Source organism: Phenylobacterium sp., assembly GCF_036677185.1.
Classification (GTDB): domain Bacteria; phylum Pseudomonadota; class Alphaproteobacteria; order Caulobacterales; family Caulobacteraceae; genus Phenylobacterium.
In genome coordinates this window covers 226012-241145 of sequence record NZ_JAKFEN010000015.1, presented here as the reverse complement: position 1 = coordinate 241145, position 15134 = coordinate 226012, and the positions used below count along the sequence as shown (strand labels likewise).

Annotated in this window: 16 protein-coding genes; 7 read left to right on the top strand and 9 right to left on the bottom strand. The window is 68.5% G+C overall.

What is annotated here, in order from left to right:
* Window positions 1-53 precede the first annotated feature (53 nt).
* Window positions 54-1931: an ATP-dependent zinc metalloprotease FtsH gene (gene ftsH / locus V6M51_RS06605; RefSeq protein WP_332765695.1), complete on the top strand. Its 1878-nt coding sequence runs from the start codon at window positions 54-56 to the stop codon at window positions 1929-1931.
* A 77-nt stretch (window positions 1932-2008) separates the two neighbouring features.
* Window positions 2009-2809: a dihydropteroate synthase gene (gene folP / locus V6M51_RS06600; RefSeq protein ID WP_332765693.1), complete on the top strand. Its 801-nt coding sequence runs from the start codon at window positions 2009-2011 to the stop codon at window positions 2807-2809.
* Window positions 2810-3030: 221 nt separating this feature from the next.
* On the opposite strand, the gene V6M51_RS06595 is transcribed toward folP, so the two are convergent.
* Genes V6M51_RS06595 through V6M51_RS06585 form a run of 3 tightly spaced genes read right to left on the bottom strand, consistent with a single transcriptional unit; the run spans window position 3031 to window position 4633 of the window.
* Window positions 3031-3771: an SDR family oxidoreductase gene (locus V6M51_RS06595; protein WP_332765691.1), complete on the bottom strand. Its 741-nt coding sequence runs from the start codon at window positions 3769-3771 to the stop codon at window positions 3031-3033.
* A gap of 56 nt (window positions 3772-3827) precedes the next feature.
* Window positions 3828-4334 carry an SRPBCC family protein gene (locus tag V6M51_RS06590; protein WP_332765689.1) on the bottom strand — a complete coding sequence of 169 codons (507 nt, stop codon included), beginning with the start codon at window positions 4332-4334 and terminating at the stop codon, window positions 3828-3830.
* Complete coding sequence (locus V6M51_RS06585) at window positions 4331-4633, bottom strand: ArsR/SmtB family transcription factor (RefSeq protein ID WP_332765687.1); 303 nt, start codon at window positions 4631-4633, stop codon at window positions 4331-4333. Before V6M51_RS06585 ends, V6M51_RS06590 begins: the two co-directional genes overlap by 4 nt.
* Window positions 4634-4742: 109 nt before the next feature.
* Between V6M51_RS06585 and thiD the strand changes: the two genes are divergently transcribed.
* Together thiD and V6M51_RS06575 are read left to right on the top strand one after the other, a co-directional pair.
* A complete protein-coding gene (gene thiD / locus V6M51_RS06580) occupies window positions 4743-5549 on the top strand; it encodes a bifunctional hydroxymethylpyrimidine kinase/phosphomethylpyrimidine kinase (protein ID WP_332765685.1) in 807 nt (268 codons plus the stop codon).
* Window positions 5546-6115, top strand: coding sequence for a nucleotidyltransferase family protein (locus V6M51_RS06575; RefSeq protein WP_332765683.1), 570 nt, complete (start codon window positions 5546-5548; stop codon window positions 6113-6115). Before thiD ends, V6M51_RS06575 begins: the two co-directional genes overlap by 4 nt.
* Window positions 6116-6264: 149 nt before the next feature.
* On the opposite strand, the gene V6M51_RS06570 is transcribed toward V6M51_RS06575, so the two are convergent.
* From V6M51_RS06570 to V6M51_RS06550, 5 genes are all read right to left on the bottom strand, one after another.
* Window positions 6265-6708, bottom strand: coding sequence for a GNAT family N-acetyltransferase (locus V6M51_RS06570; protein WP_332765681.1), 444 nt, complete (start codon window positions 6706-6708; stop codon window positions 6265-6267).
* Between the two features lie 9 nt (window positions 6709-6717).
* Window positions 6718-8406 (bottom strand): ATP-binding protein, encoded by a 1689-nt coding sequence (locus tag V6M51_RS06565; protein WP_332765679.1) that lies wholly within the window; start codon window positions 8404-8406, stop codon window positions 6718-6720.
* Window positions 8407-8547: 141 nt separating this feature from the next.
* Window positions 8548-9180, bottom strand: a complete 633-nt coding sequence (locus V6M51_RS06560; protein ID WP_332765677.1) for a hypothetical protein — start codon at window positions 9178-9180, stop codon at window positions 8548-8550.
* Window positions 9181-9274: 94 nt separating this feature from the next.
* A complete protein-coding gene (locus tag V6M51_RS06555; RefSeq protein WP_332765676.1) occupies window positions 9275-9712 on the bottom strand; it encodes a hypothetical protein in 438 nt (145 codons plus the stop codon).
* Between the two features lie 105 nt (window positions 9713-9817).
* Window positions 9818-11725 carry an ATP-binding protein gene (locus tag V6M51_RS06550; protein ID WP_332765675.1) on the bottom strand — a complete coding sequence of 636 codons (1908 nt, stop codon included), beginning with the start codon at window positions 11723-11725 and terminating at the stop codon, window positions 9818-9820.
* Window positions 11726-11971: 246 nt separating this feature from the next.
* Between V6M51_RS06550 and V6M51_RS06545 the strand changes: the two genes are divergently transcribed.
* Both V6M51_RS06545 and V6M51_RS06540 read left to right on the top strand, forming a co-directional pair.
* The gene (locus tag V6M51_RS06545) at window positions 11972-12307 is read left to right on the top strand and encodes a hypothetical protein (protein ID WP_305675126.1); all 336 of its coding nucleotides are present in this window, start codon (window positions 11972-11974) and stop codon (window positions 12305-12307) included.
* A 65-nt stretch (window positions 12308-12372) separates the two neighbouring features.
* The gene (locus V6M51_RS06540; RefSeq protein WP_332765671.1) at window positions 12373-12831 is read left to right on the top strand and encodes a hypothetical protein; all 459 of its coding nucleotides are present in this window, start codon (window positions 12373-12375) and stop codon (window positions 12829-12831) included.
* On the opposite strand, the gene V6M51_RS06535 is transcribed toward V6M51_RS06540, so the two are convergent.
* Window positions 12800-13714: a DMT family transporter gene (locus V6M51_RS06535; protein ID WP_332765670.1), complete on the bottom strand. Its 915-nt coding sequence runs from the start codon at window positions 13712-13714 to the stop codon at window positions 12800-12802. The genes V6M51_RS06540 and V6M51_RS06535 overlap by 32 nt on opposite strands.
* A gap of 173 nt (window positions 13715-13887) precedes the next feature.
* On the opposite strand from V6M51_RS06535, the gene V6M51_RS06530 reads away from it, so the two are divergent.
* Entirely contained in the window at window positions 13888-15057 is a 1170-nt protein-coding gene (locus tag V6M51_RS06530) for a phosphoserine transaminase (protein ID WP_332765668.1), read from the top strand.
* Window positions 15058-15134: the final 77 nt, after the last annotated feature.

Below are 15134 nucleotides of genomic sequence, written 5' to 3'. Positions count from 1 at the left end.
TTGGGGTCCGCCCACCTATCTTGGGCAAGTGAGACACTTATCGAAGGCGCGACATGAATCTACGTAACCTCGCCATCTGGGGCGTCATCGTCGTCGTCCTGATCGGCCTGTACAGCATGATGACCGGCGGCAGCCAGGCGGCCGGCGCGGCGGGGCAGATCTCCTATTCCCAGCTGCTGTCCAAGGTGAATTCCGGCGAGGTGAAGGCGGCGACGTTCCGCGGGACCGCCGTCGAGATCAAGGACGGGGGCGGCAAGTCGTTCACGGCGCTCACCCCGACCAACCAGGACGAACTGGTCAAGCGCCTGGAATCCCAGGGCGCGGACATCAATGTGAAGTCCGCCGGCGGCGGCCTCATGGGCCTGCTGCTCAACAGCCTGCCGATCCTGCTGCTGATCGGGGTCTGGATCTTCTTCATGCGTCAGATGCAGGGCGGCGCCCGCGGCGCCATGGGCTTCGGCAAGTCCAAGGCCAAGATGATGACCGAGAACAAGAACCGCGTGACCTTCGACGACGTGGCCGGCGTCGACGAGGCCAAGGAAGAACTGACCGAGATCGTCGACTTCCTGAAGGATCCGCAGAAGTTCCAGCGCCTGGGCGGCAAGATTCCCAAGGGCGCCTTGATGGTCGGTCCCCCCGGCACCGGTAAGACCCTGCTGGGCCGCGCCGTCGCGGGCGAGGCCGGCGTGCCGTTCTTCTACATCTCGGGCTCCGACTTCGTGGAGATGTTCGTCGGCGTCGGCGCCAGCCGCGTGCGCGACATGTTCGAACAGGCCAAGAAGAACAGCCCTTGCATCATCTTCATCGACGAAATCGACGCCGTGGGCCGCCATCGTGGCGCGGGCCTGGGCGGCGGCAACGATGAGCGCGAGCAGACCCTCAACCAGCTACTGGTGGAGATGGACGGCTTCGACCCGTCGGAAGCCATCATCGTCATCGCCTCGACCAACCGTCCCGACGTGCTGGACCCGGCCCTGCTGCGTCCGGGCCGCTTCGACCGCCAGGTGGTGGTGTCGAACCCCGACATCGGCGGGCGCGAGCGCATCCTGCGCGTCCACATGAAGAACGTGCCCTTGGCCGCCGACGTGGAGGTGAAGACCATCGCCCGCGGCACCCCGGGCTTCTCCGGCGCCGACCTGGCCAACCTGGTCAATGAGGCGGCCCTGATGGCCGCGCGCAAGAATCGCCGCATGGTCACCCAGGCCGACTTCGAGGACGCCAAGGACCGGGTCATGATGGGCGCCGAGCGCAAGTCCATGGCCATGACCGACGAGGAAAAGCGCCTGACGGCCTATCACGAAGGCGGCCACGCCCTGCTGGCCCTCAACGTCCCGGCCACCGACCCGGTGCACAAGGCCACGATCATCCCGCGCGGTCGCGCCCTGGGCATGGTCATGCAGCTGCCCGAGCGGGACCAGCTCTCCATGTCCTATGAGCAGATGACCTCGCGCCTGACCATCCTGATGGGCGGCCGGATGGCCGAGGAGCTGATCTTCGGCAAGGACAAGATCACCTCCGGCGCCTCGTCCGACATCGACCAGGCCTCGCGCCTGGCCCGGGCCATGGTCACCAAGTGGGGCTTCTCCGACAAGCTGGGCGTGGTCTCCTACGGCGAGAACCAGGACGAGGTGTTCCTGGGCCACTCGGTGTCGCGCACCCAGAACGTCTCGGAAGAGACGGCCCGGCTGATCGATGAAGAGGTCAAGCGCCTGGTCCAGGGCGGCTTTGACGAGGCTCGCCGGATCCTGACGGAAAAGCTCGATGAGCTGCACACCCTGGCCAAGGCGCTGCTGGAATACGAGACCCTCAGCGGCGACGAGATCATCAATGTGCTGAAGGGCGTGGCCCCGAACCGGGAGGAGAGCGACCTGAAGCGTCCGTCCGGCCCCTCGGTCTCGGTGCCGATCTCGCCGCGTCCCGAGCCGGCCTGAGGCCTGAGGTTTCCACCATTCTCCACGCCCTCCCGATCCTGTATCGGGAGGGCGTTTTCATTTGAGGCGAGGACGCGATGGTGAGGGTCATGGGGGTGGTCAACCTCACCCCCGACAGCTTCTCCGACGGTGGCCGCTTCCTGGCGCCGGACGCGGCGCTCGCCCATGCCCGGGCCCTGGTCGCCGCGGGCGCCGACATCCTGGATCTTGGCGCGGAGTCCACCCGACCGGGCGCAACGCCAGTCTCCGCCGACGATGAAATCGCCCGGCTGGTCCCGCTTATCGAGGCGATCCGGGCAGAAAGCGCCGTCACCATCTCGGTCGACACCATGAAGTCGCAGGTGGCTCGGGCCGCCATGGGCGCCGGCGCCGACATCTGGAACGATGTCACCGCCCTGGGCTTCTCGGATGAGAGCCCCGCCACAGCCGCCGAGCTCGGCTGCGGCGTGGTGTTGATGCATATGCAGGGCGAGCCCCGCACCATGCAGGCCCATCCCAGCTACGACGACGTGGTCGCCGAGGTGGCCGCATTCCTGAATGTCCGGGCCGAGGTCGCCATGGCGGCCGGCGTGGCGCGCGACAAGATCTGGCTCGATCCCGGGATCGGCTTCGGCAAGCGCCTGGAGCACAACCTGGCCCTGCTGGCCCACATGGACCTCCTGGTCGCCCTGGGCTTCCCGGTGCTGCTGGGGGTGAGCCGCAAGCGCTTCATCGCCGCCCTAGATCCCGCCGCCGAGCCCGCGGAGGCGCGGGGACCGGGTTCGCTGGCCGCCGCCCTGGCGGGGGTCCAGGCCGGTGTCGCCGCCCTGCGCGTCCACGACGTGGCCGAGACGGTCCAGGCGCTGAAGGTCTGGGCGGCGATCAGCCGCGCCCGATAATCCTTCCGCTCCCCATTGGGCCAATGGTCGGAGGCGCCGCGATCAGATGCTCCCCTCCTGGGGGAGCTCCCGGCCGAATGGCCGGGTGAGGGGGACTAGAATGCGCTTTCACGGAGGCTCGACGGGTCTGGGCAGGAGTCAAAGTCCCCCTCAGGCCCTTCGGGCCAGCTCCCCCACAGGGGGAGCATCTTGTGGCCGCAAATCGGCGGGAGGCCCCGCGATCAGCCGCGCCCGATGAAGGGCATCTTGGTGGCCATCACGGTCATGAACTGAACATTGGCGTCCAGCGGCAGGCCGGCCATGAACACCACCGCGTCGGCCACGGCCTTGACGTCCATCAGCGGCTCGGGGGCGAAGGTCCCGTCGGCCTGGGGCACGCCCTTGGCCATGGCGCCGGTCATCTCGGTGGCGGCGTTGCCGATGTCGATCTGGCCGCAGGCGATGTCGTAGGCGCGTCCGTCCAGCGAGGTCGACCGCGTGAGCCCGGTGATCGCGTGCTTGGTCGCCGTATAGGCCACCGAATAGGGCCTCGGGACGTGGGCCGAGATCGAGCCGTTGTTGATGATCCGGCCGCCGCGCGGATCCTGGTCCTTCATGATCCGGAACGCGCCGCGGGTGCAAAGGAAGGCGCCGGTGAGGTTGACGTCGACCACCCGCTTCCAGGCCTCCAGGGAGAGATCCTCAAGCCGTCCGCCCGCCGAGGCGCCGGCGTTGTTGAACAACAGGTCCAGGCGCTTGTGGCCAACGCCGATCGCCGCGAACAGGTCGTGGACCTGACCCTCGTCCGCGACATCGGTCGGGACGACCAGAGCGCGATCGGGGGCGTGGGCCGCGGTCGCCAGCAACGGTTCGGCCCGGCGTCCGGCGAGCACCACCTTCCAGCCGGCGTCCAGCAGGCCCAGCGCCGCGGCGCGTCCGATGCCCGAGCCCGCGCCGGTGACGAGTGCGATCCTGTCTGTCATGCGGGCAGGTTAACAGGGCGGGCTGAGAGTGGAAGCCAGGCGGTCGTCGCGCGCGGTCATATGCTGACCCCCACGGCCGCCAGGCGGTCCTTGTAGAGCTGCAGGACCGCCTTCTCCTGCTCCATGCTCCAGACGAAGCGCACGCCGTCGATCGCGCCGGGGATCGCGTCCAGGAACACGTGCCAGCCGGCGATGCTCTCCACATACTTGGCCGGCAGCCCGCTCTGGGTGAACCGCAGCCGGCATCCGTCGCCGTCCGGCTCCAGCTCGTAGCGGATGATGGCGTCCGCATGGTCGGGATCGGGCCAGGTGTGGGCCAGCCGGCGCAGGGGCTCGTACTCGACGATCACGCCTTCCGTCGGGGTCTCCTCCGGCGAGAACCGCAGCCGGTAATGCCCGCCCAGCCGGGGGTCGATCTCGACGATGGCGAACCAATCGGCGATCCTTTCGGGCACGGTGATCGCCGCCCAGACCTTCTCGACCGGCTTGGCGATCCGTCGCTCGAACACGAGCTCAAAGGTGTCACCGGTGCGCGACACGGTCCCCAGACGATCTTCGTTCATTGGTCACGCTCCAGATGCGCCTCAAGGGCGTCGAGATGGTCGGCCCAGAAATGGCGGTAGGGTTTCAGCCAAACGTCGAGGTCGGCGAGCTTCCTCGCCTCCAGCCGGTAGATGCGTTGCTGGCCGTCGGCTCGCACACTGACCAGGCCTGCTTCGCGCAGGGCCTTCAGGTGCTTGGAAACCCCCGGCTGGCTGAGATCCATGGCCGCCACCAGCTCCCCCGCCGGACGCTCGCCGGCCCGCAGCAGGTCGAGCAGGCGACGGCGGTTGGGTTCGGCCAGGGCTTCGAACGGGCTCATGTCATGATATTCTATATGGGAAATATAACTGTCAACGCATATATATTCGAATGTGGATGAGGGCGCATATGCCGATGCAATTCGTCCCCGGCCACGCTAGGTCCAGGGCATGTCCGAGAACAAAGGTCGCGTGCTGATCATCGCGGGCTCCGACTCCGGGGGCGGGGCGGGGATCCAGGCCGACATCAAGACGGTCACGGCCCTGGGCGGCTATGCGGCCACCGCGATCACCGCCGTCACCGTGCAGAACACCCTGGGCGTCACCGGCGTCCACCCCATCCCGGCCGCGGTGGTCGAGGCCCAGGCGCGGGCGGTGCTGGACGATATAGGCGCCGACGCGATCAAGACCGGAATGTTGGGCGATGTCGCCATGGTCGAGACGGTGGCCCGTCTCCTCGACAGCGCGCGGAGCCTGCCGGCGGTGATCGACCCGGTGATGGTCGCCAAGGGCGGGGCGAACCTGCTGGCCGCCGAGGCGGTGGCCGCGGTCCGGACCCTTTTGATCCCCCGAGCCGCCCTGCTGACCCCCAATGCGCCGGAAGCCGAGGCGCTGAGCGGCCTGGCGGTCGCCACCACCGACGACCTGCGCCGGGCGGGCGAGGCTCTGCTGAGGCTGGGCGCCCGGGCGGTGCTGATGAAGGGCGGCCATGTGGACGGCGTCACCGTGGTCGACGTGCTGATGACCCCCGATGGCGAGACGACTTTCGAGGGCGAGCGCCTGCAAACCCGCCACACCCACGGCACCGGCTGCACGCTGGCCTCGGCCTGCGCTACGGGCCTGGCCCAGGGCATGAGCCTCACCGAGGCGGTGGCGCGCGCCTGGGCCTATGTGCACGAGGCCATGCGTCGCGCGCCGGGCTTCGGGGCGGGCCACGGACCTCTGGACCATGGCTGGCCGCTGCGGGAGAAACGATGAGCCAGGATCTGACCGAGCGGCTGGAGGCCATCCTGCGCGCCGCGCCGAGCCTGATGCAGGTGATGGAGACCGCCCGGGAGCTGGACCTGCCGGACTGGCTGTTGTTTTCCGGCGCCATCTACCAGAGGGCCCTCAACCACCTGACCGGCCGTGACTCCGACTACGGGATCAAGGACTACGACCTGGGCTATTTCGATCCAGATGTGAGCTACGAGGCTGAAGACGTGGTGATCAAGCGGGTGGCGCGAGCGTTTGAACCGCCGTTGCGTGAGATGGTCGAGGTGCGCAACCAGGCTCGTGTCCACCTGTGGTTCGAGGGCAAGTTCGGCGAGGCCTATGCGCCGCTCGGCTCCAGCACCGAGGCCCTGGGGCGGTTCACCAGCGCGACCTTCGCGGTGGGCGCTCGGCTGGAGCCGGACGGACGGATGACCATCGTCGCGCCCTTCGGCCTGGAGGACATCTTCGCCCTGCGCCTGCGGCCCAATCCGACCCGGAAGACCAATGGTTTCCTGCGCACCGCGCAGGCGGCCCAGGCGCGATGGCCGGAGCTGACGATCGAGGCCTAGCTCGAAGTGTCATCCCGGTTTGCGAAGCAAGACCGGGACCCATACGCGCCGACTTGGCGGAATGTGGCGAGGCGTAGCCATCTCTTGAGGGATAAGGTGTTCATGGGTCCCGGATAGCCGCTTCGCGACTTCCGGGATGACAGCTGGGGTTAGAGGTAGCCGCTCCCTCGGATCTCCATCCAGCTATCTGGGCGGGAGAGCGGGACGAAGCCGAACTGGGCGTAGAGCCCGTGGGCGTCGCGGGTGGCCAGGTGCAGGCGGCGAAAGCCCTGCATATCCGGATGGTCCTTCAGATAGGCCATCATGGCCTTGCCCAGGCTCGCGCCGCGATAGGCCTCGTCCACGAAGACGTCGCAGATCCAGCCGAAGGTCGCCCGGTCGGTGACCACCCGGGCCATGCCGGCCATGGCGCCGTCGGGGGCGTAGGCGCCGGCCACCAGGCTGTGGTCCAGGGCCTTGTCGAACAGGGCCCGCGGGATGCCGGGCGCCCAGTAGCTCTCGCCCGAAATCCAGCCGTGGGCGCGGTCGCGGTCGAAGCGCGCGGCCTCGTCGCTCACGACAAAGCCGTCGGCGATGCGGGTCTCATGCGGCATGGAGGTCCTCTAGGCGGTGAGAGCGACGGGCGCGGGCGCGTCGGTCAGGACTTGCTCGATCGCCGCGAACAGCTCCTTAGCCTCCACCGGCTTCATGACAAAGCCGCTCATGCCGGCCGCCTTGCAGGCCGCCATCTCCTTGGGCGCGACCGACGCCGTGAGCGCGATGACCGGCGTGGCCTGGTTGGGGCCCGGCTCCGCGCGCAGGCGGCGCACGGCCTCCATGCCGCCCATGCGGGGCATGTTGAGGTCCATCAACACCAGGTCGAAACGCTGGGCCGCCAGCCGTTCGAGGGCCTCGAGCCCGTCATGGGCCACGGAGAGCTCGTCGCAGGCGGCCTGCAGGATCAGGGTGAAGGCCCGGCGGTTGACCTCGTGATCGTCGACGATCAGCAGGCGCAGACTCTCGCGGTTCTGCGTCGGTTCGACCGCGGACGGCGGCGGCGTGGCCGGCAGGCTCACCGTAAGATGGAAGGCCGCGCCCTTGCCCGACGCGCTCTCCACCGCCAGGTCGCCGCCCATCAGGCGGGCCAGTTCGCGGCTGATATTGAGGCCGAGGCCGGTTCCGCCATGCGTGCGCGCGATGCTGTCGCTGGCCTGGCCGTAGGGGGTGAACAGGCGGCCGACCTGCTCGGCGTCCATGCCCGGGCCCGTGTCGATCACCGAGAGGGTCGCCTGGCCGTCGGGGCCGGTGGCGAATTTCAGGGTGACGGAACCCGCGTCGGTGAACTTCAGCGCGTTGGAGAACAGGTTGTTGAGCACCTGGCGCACGCGGGTCGGGTCGCCCTCGACCCAGGCCGGAACCTGCCGCGCGCCCTCGACGCGGAAGCGCAGACTTCGGCGGCGGGCCTCGGGCGCCCAGAAGCGGACGGTCTCCAGCATCAGGCGGCGCAGGTCGAAGGGCGTGACTTCCACCCCCATCTTGCCGGCCTCGATCTTGGAGAGGTCGAGCAGGTCGTCCAGCAGGGTCCGCATCATCCGTGCCGAGGAGCCGATCAGCTCCAGATTGGCGGCCCGGGCGCTGGCGGCGTCGGCCCGGCCCGCCTCGACGGCGCCGGCCAGGATGGCGCTGATGGGGGTGCGCAGTTCGTGGCTGACCATGGCGACGAAGGCGGACTTGGCGGCGTCGGCGGCCTCGGCCCGGCCGCGCGCCTCGCCCTCGGCGATCAGGGCGCGGGCGGCCGAACGCCAGATCATCGCCGTGCAGCCGACAATCAGGGCCGCGGAGATGGCGAGCGCCACGGCGTGGCGCCCCTCGGCTCCCACGGCGAGGGCCGCGAAGGGCATGACGGCCAGGTAGAAGGCGAAGGGCCAGGCGCTGGCCACGAAGGCCTGCCGTGATTTTTGGCTAGTCAGGGCCGTGTTGAGCAGGCCGCCGGACATCAGCACGGCGCCGCAGGCCAAGCCCCAGGCGCCGTCCATGACAGGCCCCATGGCGCCATAGGCTCCAAAGACGATGGCGTTGGTCGACAGCAGGGCCAGGCTCGCGAATGTCGAGAGGTCGCGGCGGCGGAGCAGCAGATGTTCGGTGAACTGCAGCCCCATATAGATGGCGAACCAACCGAACGCGAACGCCCAGCCGACCGTACTGCCGAAACCCGCCAGCATCGCCACGGCCACGCCGATGCGGAAGCGCGCCTGGGACCGCCTTGCGGCCAGGACCTCCATCAGGTCGGACGAGATGGGATCGGCGCTCATGCCTGGCTTTCGTCGGTCGAGTCAGGCCGTATAGCGCGTCACCTGCTAACCCTGCGTAAACCCGCGTTCTGCGAACAGATGCGAAAAGGGGACGGCTGCAAAGCCGTCCCCCTTCCGGTCTCCGTCACCAATAGGTGTCGGCTAGCGACGTTCGCCGTAGCCGTAGCCGTAGCGGTCGCCATCGCGCCGCTCCCAGCGGATCCGCGCCGCCAGGGTGTCGAAGCGGCGATCCAGGTCGGCCCGTTCCCAGGTCGACAGGCCGTTGACGCGATAGCGGGTCTCGAGCCGTGCGATGGCTTGGAACTCGCTGTGCAGGCGATAGGCCTCGCGGCGCGTGATCTTGCCGCTGCGCACCCCTTGGTCGATCCGTCGGTCGAGCTGGGCCTGGCGCTGGTCTATGCTCATCCAGCCGCCCTCGGGATTACGCCAGTCGTTCCAGCGGTCGCCGCGGTCGTTGCGCGCCTGGTCGTCGTTGCGGTCGTAGCGGATGCGGTCCGACAGGGCGTCGAAGCGTCGATCCAGGTCGGTGCGTTCCCACGCCGACAGGCCGTCGACACGATAGCGGGCCTCCAGGCGGGCGACGTCGTTGAACGCCCCGCGCAGTTCGACGGCCTCGCTGCGGGTCAGGTCGCCCGAGCGGACACCTGCGTCGATGCGGGCGTCGAGGGTGGCCTGGCGTTCGTTGATCGAGGTCCAGGCCTGAGCCGAGGCCGTGCCGGCCGACAGGACGAGGACCGAGGCGGCGGCGGCGAACAGGGTGAGGGTCTTCTTCATGGCGATCTCCTAGTGCGTCCCTCTGGCGTCGCCTCCGCCCGCATGGGGGTGGGAACGACCCAGAGGTGGATTGGTTCAGCTTCGGCCGCGGCGCTTAGCGACGTTCGCCGTAGCCGTAGCCGTAGCCATAATCGCGGCTCTCATGACGCAGGCGGCGTTCGACCGAGGCGTAGCGCTGCTCGATCGCGTGGCGTTCGGCGGCGGTGTAGCCGTCGCGGCGATAGCGGTAGGCCAGGTTCTCGACGGCGCCGACATAGCCCTTCAGACGGGCGGCCTCCTGGCGGCCGAGGTCACCACGTTGGAAGGCCCTCTCGATGCGCCATTTCAGGCGATCGGCACGGTCGCTGCGATCATGGTGATCCCTGCGGTCGTAGCGATCGCCACGATCGTATCGGTCGCCACCGTCGTAGCGGTCGCCACCGCCGTAGCTGCGCTCGTAGGTGCGATAGCCGTCATAGTTCTGGGCGGCGGCGGGGACGGCGGCGGCGGTCAAGGCGGCGGCGGCCGTCAGCGAGAGCAGGATCTTCTTCATTGGGTCCTCCTTGGACGTCGACGCCGCCGGGTGAGGCGACGTTGAGCCCTAGAAGACCCCATCGAAGGTGAAACGGACCTGAGGCGGTCGTTGTCTGAGGTTCAGCTAGGCGGCGGCGGTGGCCGAAGCCTGCGGCGCGCCCACGGTGGCCGCTTCGCTGAGCGCGCGGCTGATGGCGTCGTACAGCTTGGAGATCTCGATCGGCTTGGCCACATGGCCGTCCATGCCGGCGGCGAGATATTCCTCGACCTGGTGGGACAGCGCGTTGGCCGTCAGCGCCACGATGGGCGTGCGCGGGCGGCCGTGCTCGGCCTCGGCGGCGCGGATGGCGCGGGCCGAGTCGATGCCGTCCATCACCGGCATCTGGATATCCATCAGGATCAGGTCATAGGCGCCGTCGCGCCAGGCCTCGAAGGCCAGCTTGCCGTCGGCGACGATGTCGATCTCGATCCCGAGCGAGCCCATGACCGCGGCCAGCACCTGTTGGTTGGTCGGATTGTCTTCGGCGGCCAGCAGGCGCAGGGCGCCTTCGTCGGCGTCCTCGGCGGCGGCCTGGACCACGGCGGTCGATGGGGCCGCCATCTCGCCGCGCTCGAGCGGCAGCTCGACGGTGAAGACCGAACCCTGGCCTTCGCGGCTCTCCACCGAGATCACACCGCCCATCATCTGGGTGAGCTCGCGGCAGATGGCCAGGCCCAGGCCCGTGCCGCCGAACCGGCGGGTGGCCGAGTTGTCGGCCTGGGTAAATTTCTCGAACAGAGCCGCCTGCTTCTCGGCGGCGATGCCGACGCCGGTGTCGCGGACGGTCAGACGCAGGTCGCCGCTGTCGGGGGCGACGTCGAAGGTCGCGCTGACCTCGCCCTGTAGGGTGAACTTCACGGCGTTGGAGAGCAGGTTGCCCACCACCTGGCGAATGCGGTCGGAGTCGCCGCGCCAAGCGCCGCGGGCCTCCTCGGCGACCTCGACCTTGAACGACAGCCCCTTGCGCCCCGCGATCACGGCGAAGCTCTCGCGCGTGGGAGCGACCGCCGCCTCCAGGTCGAAGTCGTCGACCAGCAGGGTGAGTTTGCCAGCCTCGATCTTGGACAGGTCCAGCACGTCGTTCAGCACGGCCAGCAGCAGGCCGCCCGACTGGCGGATCACGTCCAGGCGCTCGCGCTGCACCTGGGTCAGGTCGCCCATGGACATGACCTCGGCCATGGCCAGGACGCCGTTCAGCGGCGTGCGGATCTCGTGGCTCATATTGGCCAGGAACTGGGATTTCAGCACATTGGCGGCGTTGGCGGCGTCGCGGGCCTCCACCAGCTCGCGCAGGGTGCGCTGCAGCGCTTGCTCACGCTCGTCGAGTTTCGCCAAAAGGTGGTTGAAACTGTCGGTTAGACTGCGGAACAGGGCGTCGTCCGCCGCAACTTCGACGGGCGCGAAGCTGCCGCTTCCGGCGACCTCGTGCATCGCTTCCGACAGTTTCTGGACCGGCGCGATCACGCGTGAGGCGAGTCCGCGCGCCAGGAACAGCGCCACGCCGACGCCGCCGAAGAACAGCGCGCCGGTCAGGGCGACGAATTGCGGGAGCAGGGCGGTAAGGCGCGGCGTCTCCGCCGTCATCACCAGTTCGCCGACCTGGGCGCCGCCGGCGCGGACCGGCGTGCGGAGAATTTCGGTCTCCAGGGCGTCGGTGCCGCCGGCGCGGGCATAGGCCGCCACCTTCCGCCCCTGGCCGTCGAGCAGCTGGGCGCCGATCACCCGATCGGCCTTGGCGAGGGCGGAGATGGAGGCCGTGGCGGCGGCCGTATCCCGTTCCAGGAGCGCCTGTCCGGCCGCGCTGGCGGTGATCTCGGACAAGGCCACATGGCTCTGATGGGTCTGCTCTCGGGCCACGGCCCACTGTTGCAGCATGAAGGTCAGGCAGGCGGCGACCAGCACCACCACTGTGGTGATCAGGGCCACGCCGGCCACGCGCGCATGGAAGGTCGCGTGGTGGGCCGTGCCGGTCTTGCGAGGCTGGTCGGTCATGGCGCTCGGCGTTCTATCAAGCGCTTTACCTAGTCGATTTCCCCTAACGGTTTGCTTCCACGGCCCCGCTCGGACCTCGCCTATGAGGCGAATCCGGCGGAATCTGTTGCCTTTCCGACACAGTCACAACCGGTGCGCGCAGTTGTCGCGGGCAATCATAGTTAACCGAACGTGAATCTATTAGACGGTCCTTAACCTCTGGTTTACCTTGGCTTCCGGTAAGTTAATTCCACTGAGGGGTTTCCCATGGAAAAGGCGTTTGTCGCACAACGTGTCGCGACCAAACTGTTCTCGACGGAAGCGGCGGTCGACCAGGCCATGGTTGAAGCCGCCGAGCTGATGGCGGACCTCCTGAAGGCCCGTCAGGACGTGAAGGTGTCGATGGTGTTCGCCGACGACGTGCAGGTGAAGCTGATGGCGGCCGTCAAGGCGCTCAGCGAAGCCCGCACCGCGATGGTGGGCGTGCACAACGAACTGGCCGAAGCCCAGCTTCGCCTGGGCGTGCGGACCAAGATGAACGGCTACGAAAAGCCGCCCATGGCCCTCCGCGTTCAAAAGACCCTCATGCGCGAAGTCGGCTAACCCCCGACTTGGTTGCAATAGTTTAACTGGTGTTGCGCCCCTAATCCCGGTTAGGGGCGCAATGCATGTCGGACGTAACCATCCATCTGCTCTTCTGGGCCCTCTTCCTGGTCCTGATGTTGAGCGCCTGCGGCTTCGCCCTCTGGAAGGGTGGCCCCGCCGAGCGCCTTGGCGCCATGCTGATCCTGGGCTTCGCGCTGCTCTGGGAATTGGGCCGCCTTCTGCCTTCGAGCTTCAGCACCTTCATGCCCATCGCCCAGTTGGTAGGCGATGGCCTGACCGCGGTCGGGCTGCTGGCCATCGCCGTGCGCTACGCCAGCCTCTGGCTGGGCGGGGCGCTGATGTTCCAGGCGGCCCAGTTCAGCCTGCACTCGTTTTACCTGGTGACCGGCCGCGACGTGGATGCGCTCCACCGCCTGATCAACAACGTCAATCTCTACGCCATCCTGATCTGTCTGACGGCTGGGGCGATCGTCTCGTGGCGCGCGCGGGTCAAGGACGCGTCGAAGGCGGCGGCGGCGTAAGTCCGCGCCGCTCCAGGGTGGCCAGCGCCACCCCGGCCAGGATCAAACCCAGGGCCACGAACGCCATCCAGCTCGGCCGCTCGCCCAGGAAGGTCATCCCGACCGCCGTCGCCCACAGCGGCGCCAGATAGATCGACAGCGACACGAACAGCGGCCCGCGCCGCTGGATCAGGAACACCCAGCCGATGGTGGCCAGGCCCGCGGGGAAGACCCCCTGGGCGACGACCGCGATCAGGGCGGGCAGCGGCGGCCAGGCGGGCAGGGGCGCCGTGAACACGGCCGCCGCCGTGGCGTAGGCCGCCCCCCAGAGGGACATCATCAGGGCGCCGGCCGTCGCAGCCACGGCGGGCGCGTGCTTGGTCACCACATTGGCCACCGCATAGAGCGCCGCGGCGCCCAGGGCGGCCATCATCGCCACGGCCTCCACGGTCAGCCCGCCCATCAGCTTGGGCGCCAGCAGCACCGCCAGGCCTACGAACCCGAGCCCGACCCCGGCGCTGCGCTGCAGGGTCAGCCGGTCGCCCGCCACGAAGACGTGCGCCAGGGCGGCGGTGAAGATCGGAGAGGCGCCGTTGCACATGGCGTTCACCGCCGAGGGCAGGCTCTGGGCCGCATAGGCGAACAAGACGAAGGGCGCGGCCATGCCGACCAGCCCGACCACCGCATAGAATCGCCATGCCGGATCGCGCGGCGGCGGCAACCTCTGGCGCTGGATGGCCAGGACGATCGCTAGGGTCGCCACTGCGATCCATAGCCGCAGGGCCGCGTTCCAGACCGGTGAAATGTACTCCACGGCGATCTTCAGGGCGGCGAAGGCCGAGCCCCAGGCGATGACGAGGAAAGCCATCACCAGCCAGTCGATCGGTTGCGGACGGCTCGTCATCCAGCCTTGAGATCATGGGTCGCCCCGCGCACCAAGCGGTCGCGTCATCAGTTCCGCTCACATCGGGTTTCGAAAACTTTCGCTTGATCCGGGGCGGAAACCAGGGTTTCTCCGCGGCGGGCCACGCCCCCCCAACGGGGCGCTGCTCATCTGTAAGGATGGGAGACATCGCTATGACGACCCTCGCCACGCCGGCAATGCGCCCGGCTCGCCCCGAGTTTTCATCCGGGCCCTGCGCCAAGCGCCCCGGCTGGAATCCCCAAAATCTCCAGAACGCCGTCCTCGGCCGATCGCATCGGTCGAAGCTGGGCAAGGCGCGCCTGCAAGAGGCGATCGACCGCACCCGCCAGGTGCTGGAGGTTCCGGAGGACTACCTGATCGGCATCGTGGCCGGTTCCGACACCGGCGCCGTCGAGATGGCGATGTGGTCGATGCTGGGCCCGAGACCCGTCCAGCTGCTGGCCTTCGAAAGCTTCGGCAAGGACTGGGTCACCGACGTGACCAAGCAGCTCAAGCTGCCCGCCGAAGTGCTGGATGCGCCCTATGGCGAGCTGCCGGACCTCTCCAAGGTCCGCAAGGACGCCGACCTGGTCTTCACCTGGAACGGCACGACTTCGGGGGTCCGGGTCCCCAACGCCGACTTCATCGCCGCCGATCGTGACGGCATCACCATCTGCGACGCCACCAGCGCCGCCTTCGCCCAGGACCTCGACTGGGCCAAGCTCGATGTGGTGACCTTCTCCTGGCAGAAGGCGCTGGGCGGGGAGGGCGCGCATGGCGTGCTGATCCTCTCGCCCCGCGCCGTCGAGCGCCTGGAGAGCCACACCCCGGCCTGGCCGATGCCGAAGCTCTTCCGGATGACCAAGGCCGGCAAACTGTCGCGCGACATCTTCGAGGGCGCCACGATCAACACGCCCTCCATGCTCTGCGTGGAAGACGCCATCGACGCGCTCAAGTGGGGCGCCTCCATCGGTGGACTGGCCGAGATGCAGCGCCGAGCCGACGCCAACCTGGCCGCCCTGGCCGAGTGGGTGGAGCGCACGGGCTGGGTGGAGTTCCTCGCCGCCGATCCCGCGACGCGGTCGAACACCTCGGTCTGCCTCAAGGTGGTCGACGCCCGCATCACCGCGCTCTCCGACGAGGCCCAGGCCGACTTCGCCAAGAAGCTGGCCTCCGCCCTTGAGAAGGAAGGCGCGGCCCTGGACATCGGCGGCTATCGCGACGCCCCGGCCGGTCTTCGGATCTGGTGCGGCGCCACGGTGGAGACCTCCGACATCGAGGCCCTGACCCCCTGGCTCGACTGGGCCTTCGCTTCGACCCTCGAAGCGCTCCAGACCGCCTAAGCCCTAAACCCCCTCAGTCGCTTCGCGACAGCTCCCCCAGAGGGGGAGCATCCGGGCCCAAGATCCTCCCCCATTGG

Bases quoted from the DNA above. Each gene is read 5' to 3' on its own strand.
- ftsH (WP_332765695.1), top strand. From the start codon at position 54: ATGAATCTACGTAACCTCGCCATCTGGGGCGTCATCGTCGTCGTCCTG.
- folP (WP_332765693.1), top strand. From the start codon at position 2,009: ATGGTGAGGGTCATGGGGGTGGTCAACCTCACCCCCGACAGCTTCTCC.
- V6M51_RS06595 (WP_332765691.1), bottom strand. From the start codon at position 3,771: ATGACAGACAGGATCGCACTCGTCACCGGCGCGGGCTCGGGCATCGGA.
- V6M51_RS06590 (WP_332765689.1), bottom strand. From the start codon at position 4,334: ATGAACGAAGATCGTCTGGGGACCGTGTCGCGCACCGGTGACACCTTT.
- V6M51_RS06585 (WP_332765687.1), bottom strand. From the start codon at position 4,633: ATGAGCCCGTTCGAAGCCCTGGCCGAACCCAACCGCCGTCGCCTGCTC.
- thiD (WP_332765685.1), top strand. From the start codon at position 4,743: ATGTCCGAGAACAAAGGTCGCGTGCTGATCATCGCGGGCTCCGACTCC.
- V6M51_RS06575 (WP_332765683.1), top strand. From the start codon at position 5,546: ATGAGCCAGGATCTGACCGAGCGGCTGGAGGCCATCCTGCGCGCCGCG.
- V6M51_RS06570 (WP_332765681.1), bottom strand. From the start codon at position 6,708: ATGCCGCATGAGACCCGCATCGCCGACGGCTTTGTCGTGAGCGACGAG.
- V6M51_RS06565 (WP_332765679.1), bottom strand. From the start codon at position 8,406: ATGAGCGCCGATCCCATCTCGTCCGACCTGATGGAGGTCCTGGCCGCA.
- V6M51_RS06560 (WP_332765677.1), bottom strand. From the start codon at position 9,180: ATGAAGAAGACCCTCACCCTGTTCGCCGCCGCCGCCTCGGTCCTCGTC.
- V6M51_RS06555 (WP_332765676.1), bottom strand. From the start codon at position 9,712: ATGAAGAAGATCCTGCTCTCGCTGACGGCCGCCGCCGCCTTGACCGCC.
- V6M51_RS06550 (WP_332765675.1), bottom strand. From the start codon at position 11,725: ATGACCGACCAGCCTCGCAAGACCGGCACGGCCCACCACGCGACCTTC.
- V6M51_RS06545 (WP_305675126.1), top strand. From the start codon at position 11,972: ATGGAAAAGGCGTTTGTCGCACAACGTGTCGCGACCAAACTGTTCTCG.
- V6M51_RS06540 (WP_332765671.1), top strand. From the start codon at position 12,373: ATGTCGGACGTAACCATCCATCTGCTCTTCTGGGCCCTCTTCCTGGTC.
- V6M51_RS06535 (WP_332765670.1), bottom strand. From the start codon at position 13,714: ATGACGAGCCGTCCGCAACCGATCGACTGGCTGGTGATGGCTTTCCTC.
- V6M51_RS06530 (WP_332765668.1), top strand. From the start codon at position 13,888: ATGACGACCCTCGCCACGCCGGCAATGCGCCCGGCTCGCCCCGAGTTT.